A 23,306-nucleotide genomic window follows, 5' to 3' on the forward strand; every position below is an offset into this window, starting at 1 on the left:
GCGGGGTGAGCGGCCGCAACCGCTCACCCCGCTTCGCCGTGCTGGGTCAGGAGTGCATCCAGCCGGTGCGGGTGCAGAACTGCACACCCGGCTCGTCCGCGATGTTGTCCTGGTTCGTGTCGACCTCGGCCTCGTGCGTCGAGTAGATGTCGAGGGAGTTGACGTCGATCTTGCCGTCGCCGTCCCAGTCGACCAGCTTGCCCTTGAACGTGCCCGTGATGTAGGCGTTGGCCAGCGGGCCGGTCGGGGTGTCGAGCGTGCCCAGGATGCTGTTGCCCGGGAACAGGATCTCCTCGAGCGAGCTGCCGCGCATCGTCTCGAAGTTGATGTAACCCCACGTCTGGACCGCACCGCGGACGTAGCGGATCGCGGGCTTGCCCTTGATCTCCATCAGCGGGTCCGTGGTCCACTCGCCGGAACGCTTGGCGGAGACCATCTCGTTGCGGTGGCCGAGCGAGTCGTTGTCGGCCTGGCCGGACATGAAGATCGGCCGCAGGCCGCGCGACTCGAAGAAGAAGCTGCCCCGGCCCGCGCTGGCGTGGTTGGTCACGCCGCGGAACAGGAAGTTCTCCACGTGCGGCGTGCCGTCGTCGTGCAGGCCCGCCAGGTTCTTGCTGATCACCAGCTGGTGGTCGCGCGTCGCCGAGTTCGGGCAGGCGTGCGCCTGGCCGTAGCTCCGCGCGAGGCCCTGGGGCGCCAGGGAGATCTTGCCCCAGTGCCGGCCGGTGTCGTCGAGCCGCACGTAGACGTCGACGTCGATGTTGAGCAGGATCGTCTCGTCGAACGTGCGGTCCGGGTCCTGCTTCCACGAACGGCTGTCGAACGCGGGCAGCCCCGTGGTGAGCTCCGACGCGAACAGGCGCGCCCACTCGCCGACGTCGGCGTCGTCGTCGTTCACGAAGCCCTGCAGCGCCTTGAGCGCCCTGGGGCCGCCGATCTTCTCCAGCGCCCACAGCGCGTTCCAGCGCACCTCGCGCACGCTGTCGGTCTTCACCGCTTCGGTGAGCAGGTCGACGGCGCCCGGCAGGCCGCGATCCACGTACTGGAACAGCGACTGCTCCCGGATCATCGGGTCCCGGTGGTTCAGCGCCTCCTGCGCGACCTGGTCGTCCGTGCGGACGTCGAGCCGGATCGCGGTCCGCTTGAGGAACTCCCCGAAATCACTGTTGAGACGTGCGGGGTCACCCTGGAGGTAGTGATCCCAGACAGGAGCCTGTGCTTCTACACCGCTTACCTGTCCCAGATCGACAGACTCAAGTGCCATGCCGGTCATCCTTTCCGAACCGATCAGCAAAATTGGCTCTAACTGTGGACGCCAGTAAGCCCTGACCAGCTGGAAGAGCGCGCTGGCCAGCTACTCGACGATCCATTTTCCGCTTCGGACAACCACGTTGAGAGCATTAATCCCGGGTGAGCGGATGAATTCCGGGCTGCCCTTCGACGCTGTCTCCACTAAAGCCGGATCCACGGCCGCAGTCAACGCGGTGCGCCAATCGAGCAATCGAGCGTAAAAACGTCGAAAAATGCTTACGAGAGCTCTCTCGAGCCGTCCGGCAGCCGCCGGGTGACACCCGCTCGGTCCAGGAGCTCGAGCAGCGGCACGGCGGTGCGGCGGGTCGTCCTCCACGCCTGGCGCGCCTGGCTGACCGTGAAGGTCCTCCCGACGCCGCGCACCACCTCGGCGGCGAGCCGGTCCGCGCCGGGCAGCAGCACCACACCGGGTGCGAGCAGCAGCAGCCTGCCCGCCCGGACCGCGCCGGCCAGTTCCGCCGGCCCCAGGCCCGCCCGCGCGAGGTCGCGCGCCTCCGGAGCGCGGAAGGGGTTCTGCCGCAACAGCTCCCCGATCACCGCGAGTCCCTTCTCGACGGAGACCGGCAGCGCGGCTCGTCCCACCACCACACCGTCCTCCGAGTTCAGGCCGGCGGCGCGGACGAGTTCGCGGGTGACCTCGGCCGACGGCACCGAGAGCCGATCGGCGAGCACCGGCAACGGCATCCCGCGCGCCAGCGGCCGTTCCGCGCACCAGGCGGCCACCTCGTCCCCCACCCGCCCGACGAGCGACTCCCATGCGGCCGGGTCGGCGTACCCACCGGCGACCGGCCGTCCGGTGACGGGCAGGCCGGCTGCCCGGAAGTCGCCGTCGCTCAGGAAACGTCTGCGCCGCAACAGATCCGCGGCAAGACCGGGGCCCACCTGGGCGCCGTCCGGGTGGGACTCCGCCGTGCCGCGGCCGCCGGCGAGCCCTGCCAGACCCACCAGTTCCGCACCCCTGCGCGCCCCGGCGCCCCGCCGCGCCAGCTCCTCGGGCCACACGTCGACCACCACCGCCCCCACCGGCGGACCGGCGCCTCCCGGATCACGCAGCAGCAGCCGGTCGCAGGGCCGCACCGGCACCTCGCACGCGGTCCGGAGCCTCGCCGCTCCCGGCCCCAGCGCGCGCACCCGCACGGACACCGCCGCCGTGCCGACGTGCAGCACCAGGGCCTTGGCACGCGGCGGACCGCCGCACCACAGGACGTCGAACTCGTCCACCGCGCGCCATGCGTCCGCCGGCGCGAGCAGTGCGTCACCACGGCGCACCTCCACCCGGCCACCCGTCAGGTTCACCGCCACCCGGCGGACCGGGCGCGCGACGGCCACCGGGCGCTCGCACACCTGCAGGCCCCGCACGCGGAGCAGCTGACCTGTGCGCGCGCACCTGAGCCGGTCGCCGAGGCGCAGCGTGCCCTCCGCGAGGGTCGCGGTGACCACGCTGCCCGCGCCGGTCACCGTGAACGAGCGGTCCACCCAGAGCCGCACGTCCGCGTTGTCGTCCGCCGCGTCGTCCTGGCCCGCCACCACCGCGTCGAGGCCCGCGCGCAGCTCCGGCAGGCCCGCACCGGTCACGGCGCTCACCGCGAACACGGGGAGGCCGGACAGCGACGTGCCCCCGAGCTCACGGCGTGCCTCGGCCGCGGCCGGCCGCGGGTCCGCTCGATCGGACTTGGTGACCGCCAGCACGCCGCGGCCGGTGCCCAGCGCGTCGAGCGCCGCCAGGTGCTCGGCCGACTGGGCGGACCAGCCCTCGTCCGCGGCGACGACGAACAGCACCGCCGGCGCGGGTGCGGCCCCGGCGAGCATCGTGGCCACCAGCCTGCGGTGCCCCGGCACGTCCACGAAGGACACCTCGGTCCCGCTGGGCAGCCGGGTCCACACGAAGCCGAGGCCGATGCTCATCCCCCGCTCCCGCTCCTGCGCCCAGCGGTCGGGCTCCCTCCCCGTCAGAGCCCTGACCAGCGCGGACTTGCCGTGGTCGATGTGTCCGGCGGTCACGATCACCGGCACGGCAGGTCGCCCACCGCGAGAACCGCACGCGCCAGCGCGTCGTCGTCGGACGGGTCGACCGTGCGCAGGTCGAGCAGGCACCGCCCGCCCTCGACCCGTCCTACCACGCGCTGCGCGCGCAGCGGCGCGGCGAACCGTTCCGGCAGCGCGACGGCGACACTGCGCAACCGCACTCCCGGCGCGGCACCGCCACCGACCACCGAGGTGGTCGCGACCACCTCGGCACCGCTCACGGTCCTGGCGAGCGCTCGAGCCCTGCGTTCCAGCGAGACGACATCCGCCGACAGCATCGCCTCGACCGGGGACTCCGGCCCGCGCAGCGTCGCCTCCAGCGCGGCCAGCACCAGCTTGCCCGCCCTCAGCGCCCGTGCCGCCGGATGCCTGCGCAACGAGGTCACGATCTCCCGGTCTCCCAGCAGCAACCCGCCCTGAGGTCCGCCCAGCAGCTTGTCCGCGCTCGCGGTCACCAGCGCCGCGCCGGAACGCAGGGCCGTCCTCGCGTCCGGCTCGCCGGGCAGCCGCGGGTCGGGCGCGAGCAGGCCGGAGCCGATGTCCACGACCACCGGGACCCCGCGGCCCGCCAGGTCCGCCACGCTCGCCGCCGAGGTGAAGCCCTCGACGCGGAAGTTCGACGGATGCACCTTCAGCACGAACCCGGTGTCCGGTCCGATCGCGGCGGCGTAGTCGCGGGCGGTCGTCCGGTTGGTGGTGCCGACCTCGCGCAGCCGCGCTCCCCCGGCCGTCAGCAGTTCGGGGATGCGGAACCCGTCGCCGATCTCGACCAGCTCACCCCTGCTGATCACGATCTCGCGTCCCGGCGCCAATGCCAAGGCGCACAACAACAACGCGGCGGCGTTGTTGTTCACGACGTGGACCGCCCCGGCGTCCGGCACGGCCTCGCGCAAGGCCGCGAGGGCTCCCCTGCCACGCGCGGCACGGCGTCCGGTGGCGAGGTCGAACTCGACGTCCGTCCACCCCGCGGCGGCGGCGAGCGCCGCACGGGCGGCGGCGGACAGCGGCGCGCGGCCGAGGTTGGTGTGGATCAGCACTCCCGTGGCGTTCAGCACCGGGCGCGCGGCGAGGCGGCCGAGCGCGGCCATCGCGGCCTCCGGCACCTCCGCGGGACCGAGCCGGCCTCCGCGGGCCTCCTGCTGGGCCGCGTGGATCGCCGCCTTGACCGCGGCACGGCCGTACACCGCCACGGCCTCGCGCAGCGGCGAGGAGGCGAGCAGCGCACCCGTGCTCGGGATGGTCCGCCACGACATGCAGCCTCCACCGTCGTCTGTGGCGGAGGCGGACGGGAATCGAACCCGCCGGCGGCAGGTCCTGCCGCCCGTCGGTGTTGAAGACCGCGCCGGCCACCAGACCGGATACGCCTCCCCGGCGCGTTCCAGGATCGGCAAGCCATCGGAACATCGGCTTCTCCTGGCTTGCCAAGGTCGATCATGACCACTTCCAGGCTGACCGAGACCGCCGCCGGTGGCGGTTGCGCGTGCAAGCTCCCTCCCGGCGAGCTGGAGGACCTCCTCGCCCGGGCCGTCCCCGCTTTCCCCGGGCTGCTGGTGGGCACCGGGGACGACGCGGCGGCGATCCGGATCGACGGCGAGCGCGCCGTCCTGTCCACTGTGGACTTCTTCACCCCCGTCGTCGACGACGCCCGCGACTGGGGACGCATCGCCGCCGCGAACGCCCTGTCGGACGTCTACGCCATGGGAGGGGAACCGGTGCTGGCGGTGAACCTCCTGTGCTGGCCGCGCGCGAAGCTGCCGATGGAGCTCGCCGCCGAAGTGCTGGGCGGCGGGGCGGAGATCGCGGCGCAGGCGCGGTGCCCGGTCGCGGGCGGCCACAGCATCGACGACGCCGAACCCAAGTACGGCATGGCCGTCACCGGCATCGCCCACCCGGATCGCCTGCTGCGCAACAGTTCCGGCGAGGCGGGCACACCGCTGTCGCTGACCAAGCCGCTGGGGATCGGTGTCCTCAACACCCGGCACAAGGCGACAGGCGAGGTGTTCGCCAACGCCGTGGCCACGATGGTGGCCTTGAACGCCATCGCGTCACGAGCCGCGGTGGCCGCCGGGATCCGGTGCGGCACCGACGTCACCGGTTTCGGCCTGCTCGGCCACACCCTCGAGCTGGCCAGGGCCAGCGGCGTGACCGCGGTGATCGACAGCGGGGCGGTGCCGGTGCTCGACGGCGCGTCCGAAGCGGTGCGCGACGGCTTCGTCAGCGGTGGCACCCGGCGCAACCTGGACTGGGTGCGCCCGCACAGCGACCTCGGCGGCGTGGACGAGACCACCGCGGTGCTGCTCGCCGACGCGCAGACGTCCGGTGGCCTGCTGCTGGCCGGCGAGATTCCCGGGGCACCCGTCGTCGGCGAGCTGGTCCCCCGCCGCGAGCACCTCGTCGTCGTCCGCTGACCTGTCCGTTTCGCCCGTTCCTCCAAACGTGTGACCCCGTTTGACAAATGAATTTGTCAATTGAACGATGGGTCCATGGGCGGTGGCATCAACTACCTCGACGAGCCGGGCGCGGTGGCGGCCGCACTGGCCCCACTGCGCAGGAAACTGCTGGCCAGGCTGCGCGAACCGGCGTCGGCGACCCAGCTCGCGGCGGCACTGGGCCTGCCGCGGCAGAAGGTGAACTACCACCTGCGGGCGCTCGAGACCGCGGGCCTGGTCGAGCTGGTCGAGGAGCGCCGGCGCCGCGGGTGCGTGGAGCGCATCATGCGGGCCAGGCCGGGCGCGATCGTCGTGGATCCGACAGTGGTGAGCCACGACGAGGACTCGCCGACCCAGCTCAGCCTGATCCAGGACCAGTACGCGGCCGAGCACCTCATCGACGTCGCCGCCGCGACCGTCCGCGACCTCGCCCGGATGCAGGTCAAGGCGGACGAGGCGGGCAAGCGCCTGCTCACCTTCACCGCCGAGACCGACGTGCGGTTCGCGAGCCCCGCGGACGTGCACAGCTTCACCGACGAGCTGACCGAGGCGCTGCGCCGGATCGCGGCCCGCTACGACACGCGGGACGGTCGCCAGTACCGGGTCGTGGTCGCCGGTCACCCGACCCCCAAGCCGATTGACAAGTCGAACGAACAGGGAGAGAACCGATGAGTGACGTCCAGGCCACCGACACCCCGCGGCTGGAGATCCGGGTGGCGACCACGGTCGACGCCGCCTGGCGGGCACTGCGGGACAAGGACGTGATCAGGCAGTGGCACGCGTGGCAGTCCGGCGAGCTCGAGGCCGAGCTCGACTCGATCTACTTCACCGACGTCGTCGAGGACGCCGAGAACCACACGCTCGTCCCCAACGGGGGTGACCGGTTCGAGATCCACGAGGACGGTGACAGCGTGCGCATCACGCTGGTCCGCGCCCCGCTGAGCGGCGACGCCGAGTGGGACGCGTACTACGACGACGTCACCGAGGGCTGGACCTCGTTCCTGCAGCAGCTGCGGTTCGCCCTGGAGCGCAAGCCGGGCGAGCAGCGGCGCACGCTCTTCTTCGGCAACCGCCAGACCTACTCCGGCACCGTCGTCGAGCGCCTCGAACTGGACTCCGCGGGCGAGCCGGGCAGCCGCTACACCGCCACCCTCGCCGGTGAGGCGGTCGAGGGCGAGGTGTGGTTCCGCTCGGAGCACCAGCTCGGTGTCACGGTCGACTCCTGGGGCGAGGGCCTGCTGATCATCGCGGGCACCGGCCCCTCCTCGACCGACCCGGCCGGGACGTCGATGGCGCTGCTGAGCACCTACGGCCTGGCCGACGACGTGTACTCCCTGCTCGACAAGCGGTGGTCCCAGTGGTGGGCCGAGAACACCGGCAAGTGAGCGAGGAGGACTCTCATGGCTGACAAGCGCAACCGGGCCGGCACGATCGTGGGCCTCGACCTGACCATCTCCGACGCGCCCGGCCTCCGGGACTTCTACGCCGAGGTCGTCGGCTGGAAGCCCGAGCCGCTGAGCATGGGCACGCACGACGACTACATGATGCTGGCGCCCGACGGCGCCCCCGTCGCGGGAATCTGCCACAAGGCGGGCGGCAACGCCGACCTGCCTCCCCAGTGGATCACCTACGTCGCGGTCGACGACCTGCCCGCCAGCCTGGAGAAGGTCACCGCGCGGGGCGGCGAGGTCGTGCGCGGCCCGGGCGGCGCGGGACCGGGTGCCTTCGCGCTGATCAGGGATCCGGCCGGGGCGACGCTCGCGCTCATGCAGAACCCCTACCCGGACGGGGACGACGGCCGGTAGGGCTCGGCGGGTGGTGGCGGGCACCGTCACCACCCGCCCCGTTCGGCGATCTCGCGCACCAGCGCGGCGCTGGGCGGGTCGTCGACGTCGAGGTTGGCGGCGATGACCTCGCACAGCATCTCGTCGGTGCCGCCGCCGATCCGGGTGAGCCGCACGTCGCGGTACATCCGCGCCAGCGGGAAGTCCTCCACGTAGCCGCGGCCGCCGAACGCCTGCAGTGCCGCGTCGACCGCGTCGGCGCAGTCCCTGGCGGCGATGAGCTTCGCGGCCGCCGCGGCGGAATGCGACACCTCGCCGCCGTGCCCCGGCGTCATCGCGGTGTCGAGCAGCGCGGCGGCCGCCGACACGCGTGCCCAGTGCCACGCCATCCGGTGGCGCAGGGCCTGGTGGTCGAACAGGCGTGCCGAGAACGCGGTGCGGTCGCGCATGTGCGCCAGGGCCAGCGCCATGGCCGCCCGTGCCGTGGCGACCAGCCCGGCGGCGGCCGCCAGGCGTTCGAAGTCGAGCACGCGCAACAGCTGCACCAGACCGGCTCGGGGACTGCCGACCGCGGCGGCGCCGGGCACGGTCACGTCGAGGTCGAGCACGGCGGTGTCCGCGGACCGGACCCCCAGCGTCGGCACGAACCGGGTGGGTGTCACGTCGGCGAGCGGCACCACGAACAGCCCGAACGACATCGCGCCGCCCGTTCTGGCCAGCACCAGCACGTGCGTCGCCCGGCCCGCGTTGGTGATGAGGCACTTGGTGCCGCGCACCCGCCACCGATCACCCTCGAGCCGGGCGGACGTCGTCACCGCGGGCACGTCGGACCCGGCGCCGGGCTCGGTGACCGCCGCACACCCGATGACCGACCCGTCGAGCGCGCCTTCGACGATCTCGGCCTGCCCACCGGCGCGGTGCAGGGCGTGCAGGAAGACCTCGCTGTGCAACGACACCGCGAGCGCCGCGCCCGCGTTGTGCACGGCGAGCTCCTCCACCAGCACCCGCGCCAGAGGCAGCCCCGCCACCGGGCCGAGCGCCCACCGCTCGCGGAAGGCACCGGCCGCCGCAAGAGCGCGGAACAGCTCGCGCGGCAGGTGCCCGTCCTCCTCCCAGGACGGCATGCAGGGCACGAACCCGGCGATCACCCGGCGGACCACCGCGCGGTAGTCGTCCACGTTCATCCCGCCTCCCGCAGCACTTCCAGGTCGGCGCACACCTCGGCCGCGATGCCCGCCACGTCCCGCAGCGCGGTGCGCACGACCCGCCACCTGCCGGACACCGCCATCGACAGCAGGTGCCCGCGCACCGCGCTCTGGTAGGTGACGAAGGCCGTTTCGGGGGTCGTGGTCTCCGCGTTCTGCGGCCCCAGCTCCCCGGGGTTCACGTCGGCCATCCGGCGCGCGGCGGCGGTCGCCACCGGGGTGTCGAGCAGGAACACGCGGTCGGGCCGCCGCACCGGCGCGAACAGCGGCAGGATCTGCTCCGGCCGGTCGAAGTCGCCGCCGGCGCGCACACCCCCCGCGGCGATGCGGGCGACGAACTTGTGGAACCAGCCGTCCGCGACGACGACGTGCCCGCGCTCCAGCGCCGGGGTGATCACGCACCGGTCGACGAGCGCGTAGTAGCTCGCCCTGATCAGCACCCAGTGCGGGTCGCCGAGCCGGAAGTACGGGCCGCGCAACGACATCTGCTGCAACGCGCGCAGCCCGTCCAGGTACTCGGCGACGAACGGGTCGTCCGGTTCGGCGGCGTTGTGCCGGACAAGGCGAACTGTCTCGTCCTGCCGGCGGAGCCGGGCGGCCACCACGGCGGCGGTGGCCGACTTCCCGGCCCCGTCGATCCCCTCCAGCGCGACGAACACCCGCTCACCCGCCACCACGCCGGTGCGGCTGGGCCCCACCGGACGTGAGGAGGTCGCGGGCCTCCTCGATCGGGAAGTCCGCGTCGAGGTACGCGCCCAGCCGGATCCAGTCGTGCCCGATCCGCAGCGTGGCCTCCCAGGCCGCGGCCGAGTCGAACGAGGCCGGGAACACCTCGGCCCGCACGAGATCGCGCACCCCGTCGACGAGCTCGTCCAGGCGTCGCGGCCACAGCTCCGGCTCGTCGCCGCGCAGGTCGCGCTCGACGGCGGCGGCCAGCGCGGCCAGGTCCGCCGGCACGGCGGTCAGCGCGGCCAGCCGGGCCACGATGGCGGCGTCGGGCGGCAACGGACTCATCCCGCACGCGCTCAGCAACGCGCGGCAGGCGTGGTGCAGCAGCCGCAGCCCGCTCGTCCGCGCCACCTCCCGCTGCCCGCCGTCGAGCGCTCCGGACAGGTCCTCCCGTGCGTTCTCGACCATGATGTTGGACCACACCTGCGCCATCCCGGCCGCCGCGAACCGCCTGGCGGGCAGGGGAACCAGCGACACGTGCCCGTCCGCGGCACCCCCGGCGAGGCCGAGCACCGGTATCCGGGTGGACGGCGGCGGCGTGATCGGTTCCGCGGGCGCCCACGGTTGCGCCGAGGCGATCGGCCCGCCGTCACGCCACCGCAGCTCGACCAGTCCGATGCGGTGGAACTCGGCCAGCGCGCTCGCGGCCACCGCGGGCTCCTCCGCGCCCTTCAGCACCTCGGCCACCGGACGTCCCGGCGCGATCGAACGCCATGCCCTCGCGGCGGAGGGGCCCAGCACGAAGACGTCGGCCCGGTCGCGCACCACGTGCACGCGGTCGCCGATCGGCCAGGTGGTGACGCCCGCACGCAGGCCGAGCAGCACCTGGTCCGCGGCGGCCGGACAGCCGCCGACCCCGAAGTCCGCGACCAGCGCGGCGTGCGACGCGATCGCCCGCTCGCCGGACCCGGGCCCTCGCCGCACCTCGGCGAGGCGGTCCCGCAACCGCGCCGCCTCGGCGTCACCACCGGCGACCAGCCGGTCGAACTGCCGGTCGAGCCACTTGGGTTCCAGGTAGGTCTCGCCGCGCGCGGCCACCCACGACTTCGCCGCGTGCCTCGCCGCGATCCCGGCCCACGCCAGTGCCTCGTGCTCCTCCTCCAGCACGTGCGACGCGACCGCGTGCCGCATGGCCTGCCTGCTGTGGTGCGCGTACCAGCCCGAGACGACCTCGGTCAGGGACAGGGGCCACTTCCGCGCCCGGCGCACGACGTCCTCCTCGCGCAGCACCACGGCTCCGCGCAGTCGCTGGCACCGGTCGAGCAACGCCGCGGGCAGTTCGCCGAACCCGGCGGCCACGTGCGCGCAGACCGCGTCGGCCTGCGCGCGGACCTGGCGCAACGACCGGGTGCGCACCTCGACCCGGCGGCCCCGCACGAACACGATCGTGGGCATGGTCGGGTGGTCGTGGTCGTCGTCGGCCAGCAGCAGGAAGTCGACGTCCGACGCCGAGTTGCCGAACCCCTCGGCGATCGAGCCCTCCAGCACCGCACCACACCCCGGCGGCGCGTCGACCAGGTCCAGCGTCTCGTCGAGCAGCGCGGCCAGCTCCGCGCGATCGATGATCACGACTCCTCCGGCCCTGCCAGCACGCGGATGGTCCCGGTCGCGCCGTCGACGTCGAGTCGCATGCCGTCCCGCACGCGGCTCGTGAGGCCGGGGACCTGCACCACGGTGGGCACACCCAGTTCACGGGCGACGATGGCGACGTGGGTCAGCGGGCTGCCGCGCTCGACGAGCAGGCCCGACGCGGACGGCAGCCACGCCACCCAGCCGGGATCGGTGCGGTAGGTGACGAGGATGTCGCCCTCGGCCTCCGACGGCAGGTCGACCACCCTCGCGCGCCCCTGCACCCTGCCCGGTCCGGCGGGCACGCCGGTGAGCTCCGTGCCCGCCGCCGCGGCGCGTCCGGGAACAGCGCGCGCCCACGCCACCCGGTTCGCCTTGGTGCCGACGGCGCCGCGGGTGGTGAAGCGGGACGGTGCGGTCAGCAGGCGGTCCGACTCGGCGACCGCCTTGCGCGAACGAACCAGTGCACGGAGGTCGACGTCCGCGGTGGAGGCGTCGAAGCACCCGCCGATCTCCTCCAGGTAGAGCCAGAAGACGTCCTCGGGCGCGTCGAGCAGCCCGAGCGAGGCGAACCGGCGGCCGATCGCCCGCACCATCACCTTCGCCGTGCCGAACGCGCGGGTGCGGCAGAAGCGGATGCGCTCGCGCAGCTCCAGCGCCCTGCGCACCTTGCCTCGGACCCGTTCGTACACCTGGCGCCGCAGGGGGGACAACGACTCGAGGACGGCGTCGGCGTCCGCCCGTCCCGTCATGCTCTCCACCGACGCCACGGCCGCGCGCAGCATCGGGAAGAACGTCGACGGGTCGTCGCGCAGGCTCGGTGCCTCGAGTTTCAGCTCGTCCAGGCTGCGGTCGCCGTAGCGCGCCACGTAGTCGTCCACTTCGGACACGAACGCGGTGTGCCCGCCGCTCAGCAACGTCTCCCTGGCCTGCCGGGGTTCGGACTCGGTGACGATGCGCCGCAGCTCGTCGTCGGCGCGCACCACGCCGGCGAGCTCGGCGATGCGGTGCGCGGGCCCCGCCGACTCGACCGAGTTCGCCGGACCCGCCACCGCCCACGTGAACCAGAGCGGGGCGTCGGGCAGCCACCGCCGGTTGAGCAGCTGCAGCGTCCCGAAGGACAGCCCGATGACGGCGTCGAGCACCGCGACCCTGCCCCAGCGCGCGACGAGGGTGCGTTCGAGCGCCTGGTAGCGGCGGTAGACCTGGTCGGCGGTGAGCGCGTCGTAGTCCGTGGCGCCGAACTCCTCGTAGGTGCGGTAGAAGTCCGCGATGAACCGCTCGCCGGTGCGTTCGATCAGGGCGAACCGGCTCGCGAACCGCAGTCGTGACCGCACGGTCACGCGGATCTCCTCCGCCCGCGATCCGAACGTGAACGGGTGCAGCCCGTCGGCCAGCTCGGGATCGAGCGTCTCCTCCACGCCGAGGGTGAGCTCGAGGCTGCGGCGGCCCAGCCGGTACAGCGGCGCGAGACGCACCAGCCGGTACCAGTTCAGCAGGTTGTAGTAGACGCGCCCGTGGAAGTAGCCGAGCAGCGACGGCAGCCACTCCTGCGCCTGGGCCAGCTGCGCGTCGGGCACCTTCAGCTCGCGGCAGTACTCCTCGTAGACGCGCTGGTACACGCGGCGCGCGAAGCTGTAGGTCAGCGGCGAGGTCATGCCCCGGAAGCTCTCGATGATGTTGGAGTTGTCCCAGACGTGCAGCTCGCCCGGCTCGTCGAGACCGGCGGTGATCGGCCGGCTCTGCAGCACCCACAGGACACCGTCCGCCATCGCCCACTCGACGTCCTGCGGTGCGCCGCGCGCCTTCTCGATCCGCCCGGCCAGGTCGCTGAGCGCGCGCAGCTCGGCGTCGGTCACGGCGAGTTCTTCTCGTGCCTCGACAGCGGTTTCGGTCACCCGGCACCCTCCCGCGGCATCCGGGTCGTACCGCTCCCGCTTCTCCCCCACCGTGACCTGCAGGACCCGGCCGGCCGCGTCGAGCACGACGGTGTCGGCGTCCACCGCACCGCCGACCAGTCCTTCGCCGAGCCCGAACACCGCGCTGACGACGCGTTCGGTGCGCTCGCCCGACATGGGGTTCGCGGTGAACAGCACACCGCTCTTCTCCGCCGCCACCAGGCGCTGGACGATCACCGCCATCCCGGCGCCGCCCGGCGGGAGACCGTGCGCGAGCCGGTACGCGAGCGCGCGGGCCGAGTACGCGCCCGCCCAGCAGCGCCGCACGTGGTCGGCGATCGCGTCGATCCCCTCGACGTTGAGGAACGTGTCGAACTGCCCGGCGAAGGAGAACCGCGGGCCGTCCTCGTCCAGTCCGGACGACCGCACCGCGACCGGGCCCTTCCCGACCGCCTCGACGGCGGCCGTGATCTCGGCCAGCGCCTCCGGTGCCAGCGGCGTCTCCAGGACCGCGCGCGCCACGGTCTCGGCGGCGGCCTCCGCGCGATCCGCGGCGAGGTCGCGCAGTGCGGCGTCGATCCGTTCGGCCAGCCCGGTCGCGGCCAGGTGCCGGTGCAGGACGTCCGCGCCGATCACGCGCCACGGCGGCACCGCGAACCCGGCGCCGGCCAGTTCGCGCAGACCTCGTGCCTTGGCACCGGCCACGTCGCTTTCCCGTGTCACGACAGTCATCCCCACACTCCCCACGCCGCGCACAAGACCAGGACCGTCACGTCGACGGCGAGCACGAACGTCAGCCCGGACCACCAGGCCCGCCCACCGCGACCCGCCCGCCACCACGAACGCATCGCGACCGCGCAGCTCGCGGCGATCAGCGCCACGCCCACCGGAACCGCCCACGGCACCGCGCCGGCCGCCGCGATCACCCCCGCCGCCACGACCGCGACCGCCGACAGCCCTGTCGCGGCGACGAGCCGGGCGCCCAGGCCGAGGCCGAACGGCCGGTAGCCCGGTTCGTCGAGCTTCCTCGTGAACTTCCAGTACTCGTAAGCACTCCAGAGCACCACCGCCGCCCCCACCACCACCATCGGGGGTGCTCCCGCCGTCACGCCGCCGTATCCCAGCACCAGGAGCGGTGCCACCTCGTAGGCGACGAACAGCACCACCGGATGCGTGATGCCGTGACGGGGCAGGAGCGGGGCGACGAGGGCGGCGGCGCATGCCCCGCCCGCGAGGGCGAGGGCGAGGAGGTCGTGGAAGTTGAACAGCACCACGGCGCCTGCCACGGCGACCATGCCGGCGCGCAGTCCCGCCGGGGCACCGCCGGTTCCGTCGTCCAGGTCGTCGACCAGGCGCAGGAAGAGGAACAGCAGCACGAAGGTCAGCCCGCCGGCCACCAGCGCGACCACGCCGAGCCGGGCTCCCGAGCACAGCGCGACGACGCAGGCGTAGGTCAGCAGCGCGGCGAGACCGTGCGTCCGCGGCGGGAACCGGAGGCGCACGTACCGGGCCGCGGCGATCACTCCCGCCTGCCTGCGCGCCGGAGCACCTCGCCGATGCCGGGTTCCGGGCGGCCGAGGTAGCCCACCCGCACGCAGTGGTCGAACAACGTGCGCAGGTACTCCACCCCGGTGGCCGCCGGCCGCCACGGCGCCAGCGACGCCGCGTTCGCGTCGTCGAACCTGGCGCGCCGGCGGAAGAAGCTCTCGTACATCGCGATGATCCGCCGGTAGTACACGCGCTCGTCCGGCGGGAGCGCGCCGGCGTCGAACGAGGACGGTGACACGTAGTGCGGCACCTGGAACATCGGGTACTCCGCCAGCGCGTTGCTCACGTCGAGCAACGTGTGCGGGGACGCGCCGACGGCGTGGAACGTGCGCCCCTCCGCCTCGGAGAAGCGGTTCACCACCTGGCAGATCAACGCCGCGACGTAGTCCACCGGCACGAGGTCGAGCAGCGCGTCGTAGAAGCCGGGCACCGATCGGACCCGCCCCTGCGTGAAGAGCTTCAGCACCACGTACATGTTCTTGAAGTCCCGGATCTCCCCGGACGTCTGCGTGCCGACGATCATGCTCGGCCGCACGACCGCGGTGGGCAGCCCGGTCGCGGCGGCCGCCGCGACCTCCTGTTCGGCGAGGAACTTGCTGCGCTCGTAGTCGGTGCCGAACCGTTGCCCCACGTCGAGCTCGTCCTCGAGGACCCGGCCCGTGCGTTCCCCGCAGACGTACGCCGTGCTCACGTGCACAAGGGGTACCGCACGCTCCGCGGCGAGCCGGACGACGTTGCGGGTGCCGTCCACGTTGAGCGACTCGTAGGTCTCCCAGCGCCGGCCGAAGTCGGTCGTGGCGGCGGCGTGCACGACGCGGTCGAGACCGGTGGCGAGGTACTCGTGGCGTTCCGCCGTGAGGCCCAGCATCGGCTTGGTCACGTCACCGGCCACACAGGACACGAGCCCCGGGCCGGACCGTTCGACCGGGACCGTGCGCACGACTCGCCCGTCGTTGCGCACGATCTCCGGCCGCGTGTGCACCAGCGCGAGGACCGTGTGCCCCTCGTTCGCCAGCCTCGCCGCGACCTCGGCACCGACCAGCCCGGCCGCACCCGTCACGAGGACGCGCAGCCCGCTCACGCCGCCTTCCCCGCGACGCGTTCGGTGACCAGGTCGACGAGCTCCCGCACCGTGGACACGGTGAGGGCCTCGTCGACGTCGACCGCGGCGAGCTCGAACCTCTCCTCGATGACGATGGCCAGTTCGAGCAGCCGCAACGAGTCGAACCCGAGGTCCGTGGCGATTCGCGCCTCGTCGGACAGCTCCTCCGCGTCCCCGTAGGACATGTGCCGCAGGATTCCGTGCACGGCTTCGCGCACTGCCTCGTTGTTCATCGGTGCCTCCGGGCCCGGGCCGGGTCAGCGCTTGAGCTCGGCCCGCATGGTCCACTTCCCGGTCATCAGCGTGTTCTTCGACGTGAGCGTGATCGGGAACCCGTACTTGTGGACGAGGTCGGTGTCACGGCCGGAGACGAGGATCGAGTTCGCCGCCTGCTCCCTGGCGCGGAACTGCATGTCGTAGACGAACTGGATCTCGCCCTTCGTGCCGGTGTAGTACCCGGTCGGCGTGTGGAAGTTCTGCACGGGCTCGGACGAGATGTCCTCGACGACGGCGTAGCGCTCGTGGTCCACCTTGGACCCGGTGTACTTGTTGTGCACTAACAACATTCCGTTGGCCATGGGTGTGATGCTTCTTGTGGCCTGGACGTGCCGCGCGGGCGCGCCGAGCCGCTGGACGGCGTTCGTCAGCGCGGGCTGGTTCGTGCCCCACCACAGCGGCTGCGTCGTTCCCCACGGCTGCTCGACGCCGTCGCGGTGGGAGATCTCCACCGTCGCCATGGTGATCATGGTCGGCTTCGCGCGGCCGCCGTTGACCGAGATGCCCGAGCACGAGTAGTCGCCCATGTAGACGTTCACCTTGCCCGGTGTGCCCTCGGCTTCGCGGACCTTGTAGCGCGACGGCACGAGCGCGCGGGCCTGGTCCGCGGTGATCTGGGTGATCTCGCCGAACTCCAGGCAGTCGCCCTCGGAGGTGACGACGACCGACGGGGTGCCGGCGTGCGCGGACGCCGGCACCAGCGTCGCCGCGAGGGCCAGCAGGACGGACGAGACGGCGAGCGATGACTTCTTCATGACTTTCTCCTTGTCGGGGAGGGGAAGAGCGCGTGCGTCATCGACGCGCGACCGGACGGGCGCGCGGAAGTGGTTGCCGTGCTGCGGGGTCAGCTGTCGGCGGAGCGCCTGGCGACGAAGAGCATGTAGCGGGGGACCAGCGACTCGGCGCAGCCCTTGAACGCCTTCACGAACCCCTCGAAGACGGCGTCGCCGTGGTCGGCGCGCAGCTCCTTCTCGGTGTCGTACAGGGACTGCAGCAACAGCGCGTACGTGCGGTGGGTGTTCTCGGTGATGTCGAGGAACTCGACCAGCTCGAACCCGGTCGACCGCAGCAGCGCGGGGTAGTCGTCGATGCGCAGGACCGGCCCGAGGCTGGCGACGCCCAGGAACGCGTCCACGGCCTCCTTGCGGGCACCGTCCAGGGGCACGTTCTCGAAGAAGTCGGTGGCGACGAGCGTGGCTCCGGGCTTCAGGACCGCGGCGATGTTGCGGAACGCCTTCTCCCGGTCCGGCATGTGCACGAGCGACTCGATCGCCCACGCGGCGTCGAACTCCCCGGCGCCGAACGGCAGGGGCTCCATCGCGTCCGCGTGCAGGAACCTCACCTGATCGGCCGCACCCGCTGCTTCCGCGGCCTCGTTGGCGCGCTTGACCTGTGCGGGGTCGTCGGAGATGCCGGCGACAGCACAACCGGTCCGCTCGGCGGCACGCCGCGCCGGTTTGCCGAGCCCGCATCCCACGTCGAGCAACCGCTGTCCGGCCGCGATCCGCGTGCGTTCGATCACGAAGTCGGTGAGCTGGTCGGTCGCCACCTCCACCGCGCTGGTGTCCTCGGGTCCCGACCAGTACCCGACGTGGAGGTTCTCGTCCCACACGTCGGTGCGCATGTCCTCGTCGGCCTTGTAGTCGTACTTCGCCTCGGCGGCCTGGTCGTCGGTGGTCGACATCGGCGCTGCTCGCTTTCCTCGTGAGGTCCGTCAGCGGTGGAAGGTGACCGGAAGGCTCCGCAGGCAGAAGATTCCGGGGGCGTCGTAGAACTTCAGCTCGTCGAGCACGGGGGTGATCTCCTCGGTGCGCCGGGCGAGCACCCGCAGCGCGGCGGTCGTCTCCACCCGCGCGAGCCCCGCTCCGAGGCAGTAGTGGATCCCCATGCCGAAACCGAGGTGCCTGCCGGTCGTCCGGCCGAGCCGGAACTCGTCGGGGTCGGCGAACTGCCGTTCGTCGCGGTTGCCGGACACGAGCCACACCCGCACGAGCTGGTCGGCGGGGATGACCGCGCCTCCGATCTCCACGTCGGTCGTGGTGAAGCGGTAGACCTCGGTGAACGGGCTGCGGTGGCGCAGCACCTCCTCCATCACCGAGGAGGGGTCCGCGGTGCCCGCCCGCCAGGCCGCCATCACCTCGGGGTTCTCCCCCAGCGACAGCACGGTGTTGCCCAGCAACGCGGTCGTCGTGATGTGGCCCGCCGTCAGCAGGAGCACGGCGAAGTTGCGGATCTCCCTGTCGGTCAGGCGTTCGCCCTCGATCTCCGCCAGGGCGAGCGCCGTCATCAGGTCGTCGGCGGGCTCGCGCCTGCGCAGCAGCGCGTGGTCGAGCATGTAGGCGTTCAACTCGTCCAAAGTGGACTGCATGGACTCCATGTACTCGCCGTTGAACGGGTCGTCGTGCTCGATCGCGTAGAACTCGTCCGCGCACCGCACGAGGAAGTCCCGGTCGGACGCCGGCAGTCCCAGCAACTCGCCGATGACGATCACCGGCAGCTCGTAGGCGAGGTCGCCCACGAGGTCGAACCGCCCGCTCCGGCCGGCCAGCGCCCGGTCGAGCAGGTCGTCGACGATCTGCTCGATCCGCGGGCCGAGTTGCTCGACCAGCCGGGGCGTGAACGCGTGGGACACGAGTCCGCGCAACCTGCCGTGCCGCGGCGGGTCGATCGAGACCATGCTCCCCTCGGCGTTCTCCGCCACTTCCGGCGGCAACGAGCGAGACGGGTCGGAGCAGAACGTGTCCGTGTCGCGCAGCGCTTGGACGATGTCGTTGTAGCGGAACAGGCTCCACGTGCCGTTCGACTCGTCGAACCAGGCCGGCTGATCGTCGCGCATCCCCTTGAGCCAGGCGAGAACCGCGGTCCCGCCATCGGCGAAGGTCAGTCGCGGGATGCCGCTGTCCCGCGACGTCCGCTGCGTCGAAACGTCCGACAACTCCGTCATGCTCGCCCCTCACCTCGAGCAACACACCCGCAGGTGTATGACTAATCGTCATACTAAGCACGCGGGTCAAAACAAGGCAAGGAAGCCGGAGCGACGATCAGCGCCCGAGTCGGACGGACGTCCCGGCGCCGGTGATCACGGGAACACCGGCACCGGTGGTGCCGTCAGCCGGTGGCCCGGCGCCCGAGGCATCCCGGGACACCTGGGAAGAGGCCCTGGCGGAGGCAGACGTCGATGTGACCGACGCGGCGCGGGTGAGGTCAGGACGGTCGGTGAGCGGCCGAGCCGGTTGTGGCAGGCGCTCACCTCCCGCTTCCCGCAGAACAGCATCGTGGGTCGACCGGTCCCCGAAGCCCGGCGAGCGTCAGTACCGCGGCTGTTTGAGCAAGGAGTCGCGTCCGGCGATCTCCGGCTCGTACACCTGCTCGTTCCACGACTCGGCCGGCACCGGCTGGAGCGCGATCGACACGACGTCGTCCGGGCATCCGAAGGCCTCGGTGATGGCCGCGGTCAGCGCGCCCGACAGCGCGGCCGCTTGGTCCGGGGAGAGGGTGGCGGGGAAGTGTTTGACGGTCACGTGCGGCATGGCAGGTCTCCTTGGACGGAACGGATGTGATCGACGAGCGACTCGACGAGCGGGAGGCGGAGCATTCCGTAGTGGTCCGCCGGTAAGTCCACAAAGGACACCGAAGCGCGGACCGCGGGCCTTTCGATGAACGACGGCTGGTCCCCCGCCGCCCGGAACACGGTCACGGGGGCGGCGATGGAGCGCATCGCCAGGTCGTGGTCGGTGTGGTCGAAGCGGTAGGTCTGGTGGACCACCCGGGCGATGCGGCGGACCAGCTCCTGGTCCAGGTCGAGGCGGGTGCTCACGAACGCGGTGAACGTGGCCTCGTCCCTGGTCGCGCGCAGGCAGTCCTCCAGCAGCTCGCCGGAGACAGCACCCGCGAAGACGGAGAACAGGATCGTGACGTAGCCGCGGCTGCGCCAGCTCGGGGTGCGGTCGGTGCCGCCGGCTCTCGGGTTGCCCGGCGCGATCAGGAAGAGCCGCTCCACCCGCTCTCCCGCCCGCTCCAGCTGGTGGGCCGCCTCGAAGGCGACGCGCGCGCCGAAGGAGTAGCCCCACAGGGTGTACGGGCCTCGCGGTTGCGTGCGGCGGATCAGCTCCAGGTCACGTGCCGCCATCTCGGCGATCGACGGGTACGCGGTCTCGCCCGCGTTCACGCCGTGCGCCTGCACGCCGTAGAACGGGCGGCCGGCCCGCGCGGCCAGCTGGCGCAGGTTCATCGGGTAGCCGCCCAGGCCAGGCCAGCAGTACACGGGTTCCAGCGTGCCCGCGGCGTTCAGCCTGATGAGCCTGGACGCCGCGTCCGCGGTGCCGCCCTCCACCACCTTCGCCAGTGCCTCGACCGTCGGCGCGTCGAACAGCACCTGCAGGGGCAGGGACAGGCCGAAGTCCCGGTTGATGCGGTTCACGAGCCCCACCGCCAGCAACGAGTTGCCGCCCGAGGCGAAGAAGTCGGCCTGCACCGAGACGACCTCGACCTTCATCAGCCTGCGCCAGACCTCGCCGATGCGGCGTTCGGTGTCGGTGCGCGGTTCGACCACCGGCTGGTCGGAGAGGTCCGCCTCGGCGAGTGCCGACTCGGCCAGGGACCGCGTGTCGATCTTGCCGTTCGCCGTGTGCGGGAGCCGGTCGAGCACGACCACCTTGTTCGGCATCATGTAGTCCGGCAGGAACGAGCGCAGGTCGTCGCGGATCATCTCGGTCGGCCCCTTCATGTGCACCGCGTCCTCCTTCATGCCGCGGTGGCGGATCTGCTCCGCGCTGACCTTGCCCCCGATGAAGAAGTACGACGGGCCCACCGGCAGTCCCCGCTCCCCCAGCAACGCCGTGAGTCGGCGGTGCGAGGGCAGGTCGTGGCCGCTCTTCGAGCTGTAGCCGGAGGACATGAGTCCCAGGCCGCGCACCGCCTGCAACCGGTGCAGCACCCGGCCGAGCTCCAGGTAGGAGAGCCACTCCCGCTCGGTGCGGCTGACCAGCGCGACGCCGAAGCTGGCCCGTTCGTAGGCCTGCTGGTTGATGGCGATGACGTGCCTGCGTTCGACCACGCCGTCCGCGACCCGCTCGAAACCGTTCTCCTCGAACCGGTAGAGGCCGGCGGGCAGACCGGCGACGCGGTCGCCGTGCGCCTGCACGTACACGTCCACGGGTTCCTCGGCCGGCGCCGGCAACGCGGGCACGAAGTCGAAGGCACCCAGGTAGTAGTCCTCCTCGGCGCATTCGAGGTGCTCCACGACCTCGGGGGCGTGATCGGCCGCGCGGAGGGTCAGGCCGTGCTCCGGCAGGATCTGCTCGAACAGGCCGACCATGTGCCCCGCCTCGATCTCCAGGACCTCCAGGATGTTGGTGCGGTACACCGGTTCGATTGCCCGCCGTTTGCCGACGAAGTGCACGCGGGCGCGCTGCCGCGGACCGGCCGCCTTCGGCTGGACGAGGTACAGCCGGTGCTCGACCGGGTGGTAGTAGTAGAACCCCGGCCCGAGGCCGAACAGGCCGTCGATCTCGAGGTACAGCTGGGTGGCGTAGAGCGAGCCGGGCGAGGCGTACCCGTACTTGGGCAGCAGCCGTTTGACGCTGTGGAACTGCCCGAAGTACCGCAGGATGCGGCCGAACTCCTCCTGCCCCACGGAAGCCGGGTCGCGCGACGTCGTCGCGGTCGTCCGCGTCCGCAGCAGTTCGAGGACGTCGTCCCTGGTGACGTCTCCGCCCTCGTAGAAGCGGTAGGTCTTGCGGGCGAACACGGTGCGGCGCTGCAGCGCCGTCGGTTCGCGGCCGGGCAGGTCCAGCGGCGGCTTGCCGCTCAGCTCGCCCTTCTCCCGGCACCCGAGGTTGGACAGCTGCGCGCGCAGCTGCACCCGGCCTTCCTTGGACTGGTGGTGCGCGCCGTGGCTGCCCTGGTCCATCAGCGCGGCCTCCTTGGGGTTCAGCTCGACGAACGCCAGGAGGTTCTGGAACCCCGTGCGCGGGTCGTCGCGCACCACCACGGCCGCGTGCTTGATCCACTCGTGCGTCTCCAGCGCGAGGCGCACCTCGTCGAGCTCGACCCGGAACCCGCGCAGCTTCACCTGGTTGTCCGTGCGGCCGACGAAGACCGCTGTGCCGTCGGGGTTCCAGTACGCCAGGTCGCCGGTGCGGTACAACTTGGGCGAACCGAAGTCCGCGTGGAACGGGTTGTCCACGAACCGGTCCGCGGTCAGGTCCGGCTTGCCGACGTAGCCGCGCGCGAGCTGCAGCCCGCCGATGTACAGCTCGCCGATCTCGCCGATGGCGACCGGTCTGCGATCGCCGTCCAGGACGTAGTACTGCGTGTTGTGCACCGGTGTGCCGATCGGCACGGTCGGCGGCCCGTCCGCGACCACGGCCGGGTCCACCCGGTGCGAGGACGAGTTGATCGTGCACTCGGTGGGTCCGTAGAGGTTGACCAGCTCGCGGTCGGGCAGCTCGGCGAAGAACCGCTGGGCGAGCGAACGGGACAGCGCCTCACCGCCGCAGAAGACCTGCTGGAGCGTCGTGCACTCGGTGATCCGCTCGGTGTCCACAATGGCCTGCAGCAACGTCGGCACGCACTGCAGCGTTGTCACGCCGTGCGCCTTCATCGTGTCCACGAGCGCCTCCGGGTCGCGGTACACGCCGGGTGCGGCCATGACCACGGTGCTGCCGCAGGCGGACGCCAGGATCTCCCACTGGGCCGCGTCGAAGCTCATCGGCGTCTTCTGCAGCACGACCCGGTGGTGGTCGATGCCGTGCGTCTCGGCGAGCCAGCACAGCTGGTTCACGATCGCCCGGTGCTCGATCATCGCGCCCTTGGGCTTGCCGGTGCTGCCGGAGGTGTAGATCACGTAGGCGAGATCCCCCGGCGCGGGCGGCGGCGGGTCGCCCTCGGGTGCGCCGATGTCGTCGAGCACGACGACGGTGGTGTGCGGCGGCACCATGCGGCGCAGCTTGCCGGCGAGGTCCCGTTGCGTGAGGACGACGTCGCCGCCGAAGTCCTCGACCATGTACCGGAGCCGGTCCTCCGGGTACTCCGGTGCCAGCGGGAGGTAGGCGCCGCCCGCGTGCAGCACGCCCCAGGCGCCCACGACCAGATCGGACGACGGGTGCACGAACAGTCCCACGCAGTCGTCCTGGCGCACACCGAGGTTCCTCAGGTGGGCCCCGACCCCTCGGGCCCGCGCCGCGAGGTCCGTGAACGTCAGCCGCTCGTCACCGTGCACCACCGCGACGTCAGGACCGCGCAGGCGCACCTGCTCGTCGAGCAGGTCCACCAGCGTCCGGTCCGGCAGTTCCCGCAGGGTCCGGTTGAACTCCCGCGTGTGCGCATCGGCGTCCAGCAAGGCGCGTTTCACGTCGACCCCCTTCGTTGCAGCGGCCCTTCTCCCTGTCAGGTTCAGAAAGAACGCTGTCGATGCGCTATCGGTCCGG

19 protein-coding genes and 1 tRNA gene are annotated in these 23,306 nt (G+C 72.1%); 4 read left to right on the forward strand and 16 right to left on the reverse strand.

Annotated elements, in window-relative coordinates; translation table 11 throughout:
* Window positions 1-46: 46 nt before the first annotated feature.
* The 4 genes from ORI60_RS31500 to ORI60_RS31515 all read right to left on the reverse strand — a co-directional run bounded on the left by ORI60_RS31500 (window position 47) and on the right by ORI60_RS31515 (window position 4,704).
* On the reverse strand, window positions 47-1,264 hold the full coding sequence (locus ORI60_RS31500) for a HEAT repeat domain-containing protein (protein ID WP_266041639.1): 1,218 nt from the start codon (window positions 1,262-1,264) through the stop codon (window positions 47-49).
* Window positions 1,265-1,527: 263 nt separating this feature from the next.
* On the reverse strand, window positions 1,528-3,324 hold the full coding sequence (locus tag ORI60_RS31505) for a SelB C-terminal domain-containing protein (RefSeq protein ID WP_266041640.1): 1,797 nt from the start codon (window positions 3,322-3,324) through the stop codon (window positions 1,528-1,530).
* Window positions 3,315-4,589 carry an L-seryl-tRNA(Sec) selenium transferase gene (gene selA / locus ORI60_RS31510; RefSeq protein WP_266041641.1) on the reverse strand — a complete coding sequence of 425 codons (1,275 nt, stop codon included), beginning with the start codon at window positions 4,587-4,589 and terminating at the stop codon, window positions 3,315-3,317. Before selA ends, ORI60_RS31505 begins: the two co-directional genes overlap by 10 nt.
* Window positions 4,590-4,609: 20 nt before the next feature.
* Window positions 4,610-4,704 (reverse strand) — tRNA-Sec (locus tag ORI60_RS31515).
* 65 nt (window positions 4,705-4,769) lie between these two features.
* Here ORI60_RS31515 and selD point away from each other — a divergent pair.
* The 4 genes from selD to ORI60_RS31535 all read left to right on the forward strand — a co-directional run bounded on the left by selD (window position 4,770) and on the right by ORI60_RS31535 (window position 7,570).
* Complete coding sequence (gene selD / locus ORI60_RS31520; RefSeq protein WP_266041642.1) at window positions 4,770-5,744, forward strand: selenide, water dikinase SelD; 975 nt, start codon at window positions 4,770-4,772, stop codon at window positions 5,742-5,744.
* A gap of 75 nt (window positions 5,745-5,819) precedes the next feature.
* The gene (locus ORI60_RS31525) at window positions 5,820-6,437 is read left to right on the forward strand and encodes an ArsR/SmtB family transcription factor (protein ID WP_266041643.1); all 618 of its coding nucleotides are present in this window, start codon (window positions 5,820-5,822) and stop codon (window positions 6,435-6,437) included.
* Entirely contained in the window at window positions 6,434-7,150 is a 717-nt protein-coding gene (locus ORI60_RS31530) for an SRPBCC family protein (RefSeq protein ID WP_266041644.1), read from the forward strand. The genes ORI60_RS31525 and ORI60_RS31530 overlap by 4 nt, the downstream gene beginning before the upstream one ends.
* 15 nt (window positions 7,151-7,165) lie before the next feature.
* Window positions 7,166-7,570, forward strand: a complete 405-nt coding sequence (locus ORI60_RS31535; RefSeq protein WP_266041645.1) for a VOC family protein — start codon at window positions 7,166-7,168, stop codon at window positions 7,568-7,570.
* Window positions 7,571-7,596: 26 nt separating this feature from the next.
* Here ORI60_RS31535 and ORI60_RS31540 read toward each other — a convergent pair whose 3' ends face one another.
* The 12 genes from ORI60_RS31540 to ORI60_RS31595 form a co-directional block, all read right to left on the reverse strand.
* Entirely contained in the window at window positions 7,597-8,733 is a 1,137-nt protein-coding gene (locus ORI60_RS31540) for an acyl-CoA dehydrogenase family protein (RefSeq protein ID WP_266041646.1), read from the reverse strand.
* Window positions 8,730-9,452 (reverse strand): dTMP kinase, encoded by a 723-nt coding sequence (locus ORI60_RS31545; protein ID WP_266041647.1) that lies wholly within the window; start codon window positions 9,450-9,452, stop codon window positions 8,730-8,732. The genes ORI60_RS31540 and ORI60_RS31545 overlap by 4 nt, the downstream gene beginning before the upstream one ends.
* Window positions 9,418-11,052 carry a hypothetical protein gene (locus ORI60_RS31550; RefSeq protein WP_266041648.1) on the reverse strand — a complete coding sequence of 545 codons (1,635 nt, stop codon included), beginning with the start codon at window positions 11,050-11,052 and terminating at the stop codon, window positions 9,418-9,420. The genes ORI60_RS31545 and ORI60_RS31550 overlap by 35 nt, the downstream gene beginning before the upstream one ends.
* Window positions 11,049-13,682 carry a phosphoenolpyruvate synthase gene (locus tag ORI60_RS31555; RefSeq protein ID WP_266041649.1) on the reverse strand — a complete coding sequence of 878 codons (2,634 nt, stop codon included), beginning with the start codon at window positions 13,680-13,682 and terminating at the stop codon, window positions 11,049-11,051. The genes ORI60_RS31550 and ORI60_RS31555 overlap by 4 nt, the downstream gene beginning before the upstream one ends.
* Complete coding sequence (locus ORI60_RS31560) at window positions 13,679-14,473, reverse strand: hypothetical protein (protein WP_266041650.1); 795 nt, start codon at window positions 14,471-14,473, stop codon at window positions 13,679-13,681. Before ORI60_RS31560 ends, ORI60_RS31555 begins: the two co-directional genes overlap by 4 nt.
* A complete protein-coding gene (locus ORI60_RS31565; RefSeq protein ID WP_266041651.1) occupies window positions 14,470-15,579 on the reverse strand; it encodes an SDR family oxidoreductase in 1,110 nt (369 codons plus the stop codon). Before ORI60_RS31565 ends, ORI60_RS31560 begins: the two co-directional genes overlap by 4 nt.
* The gene (locus ORI60_RS31570) at window positions 15,576-15,833 is read right to left on the reverse strand and encodes an acyl carrier protein (RefSeq protein WP_266041652.1); all 258 of its coding nucleotides are present in this window, start codon (window positions 15,831-15,833) and stop codon (window positions 15,576-15,578) included. Before ORI60_RS31570 ends, ORI60_RS31565 begins: the two co-directional genes overlap by 4 nt.
* 24 nt (window positions 15,834-15,857) lie before the next feature.
* Complete coding sequence (locus tag ORI60_RS31575) at window positions 15,858-16,631, reverse strand: hypothetical protein (protein ID WP_266041653.1); 774 nt, start codon at window positions 16,629-16,631, stop codon at window positions 15,858-15,860.
* An 89-nt stretch (window positions 16,632-16,720) separates the two neighbouring features.
* Window positions 16,721-17,560 carry an SAM-dependent methyltransferase gene (locus ORI60_RS31580; protein WP_266041654.1) on the reverse strand — a complete coding sequence of 280 codons (840 nt, stop codon included), beginning with the start codon at window positions 17,558-17,560 and terminating at the stop codon, window positions 16,721-16,723.
* Between the two features lie 30 nt (window positions 17,561-17,590).
* The gene (locus ORI60_RS31585) at window positions 17,591-18,820 is read right to left on the reverse strand and encodes a cytochrome P450 (protein WP_266041655.1); all 1,230 of its coding nucleotides are present in this window, start codon (window positions 18,818-18,820) and stop codon (window positions 17,591-17,593) included.
* 364 nt (window positions 18,821-19,184) lie between these two features.
* The gene (locus ORI60_RS31590; RefSeq protein ID WP_266041656.1) at window positions 19,185-19,406 is read right to left on the reverse strand and encodes a tautomerase family protein; all 222 of its coding nucleotides are present in this window, start codon (window positions 19,404-19,406) and stop codon (window positions 19,185-19,187) included.
* Window positions 19,394-23,230, reverse strand: coding sequence for an amino acid adenylation domain-containing protein (locus tag ORI60_RS31595; protein ID WP_266041657.1), 3,837 nt, complete (start codon window positions 23,228-23,230; stop codon window positions 19,394-19,396). Before ORI60_RS31595 ends, ORI60_RS31590 begins: the two co-directional genes overlap by 13 nt.
* Window positions 23,231-23,306: the final 76 nt, after the last annotated feature.

The organism is Lentzea sp. NEAU-D7 (genome assembly GCF_026242055.1).
Taxonomy (GTDB): domain Bacteria; phylum Actinomycetota; class Actinomycetes; order Mycobacteriales; family Pseudonocardiaceae; genus Lentzea.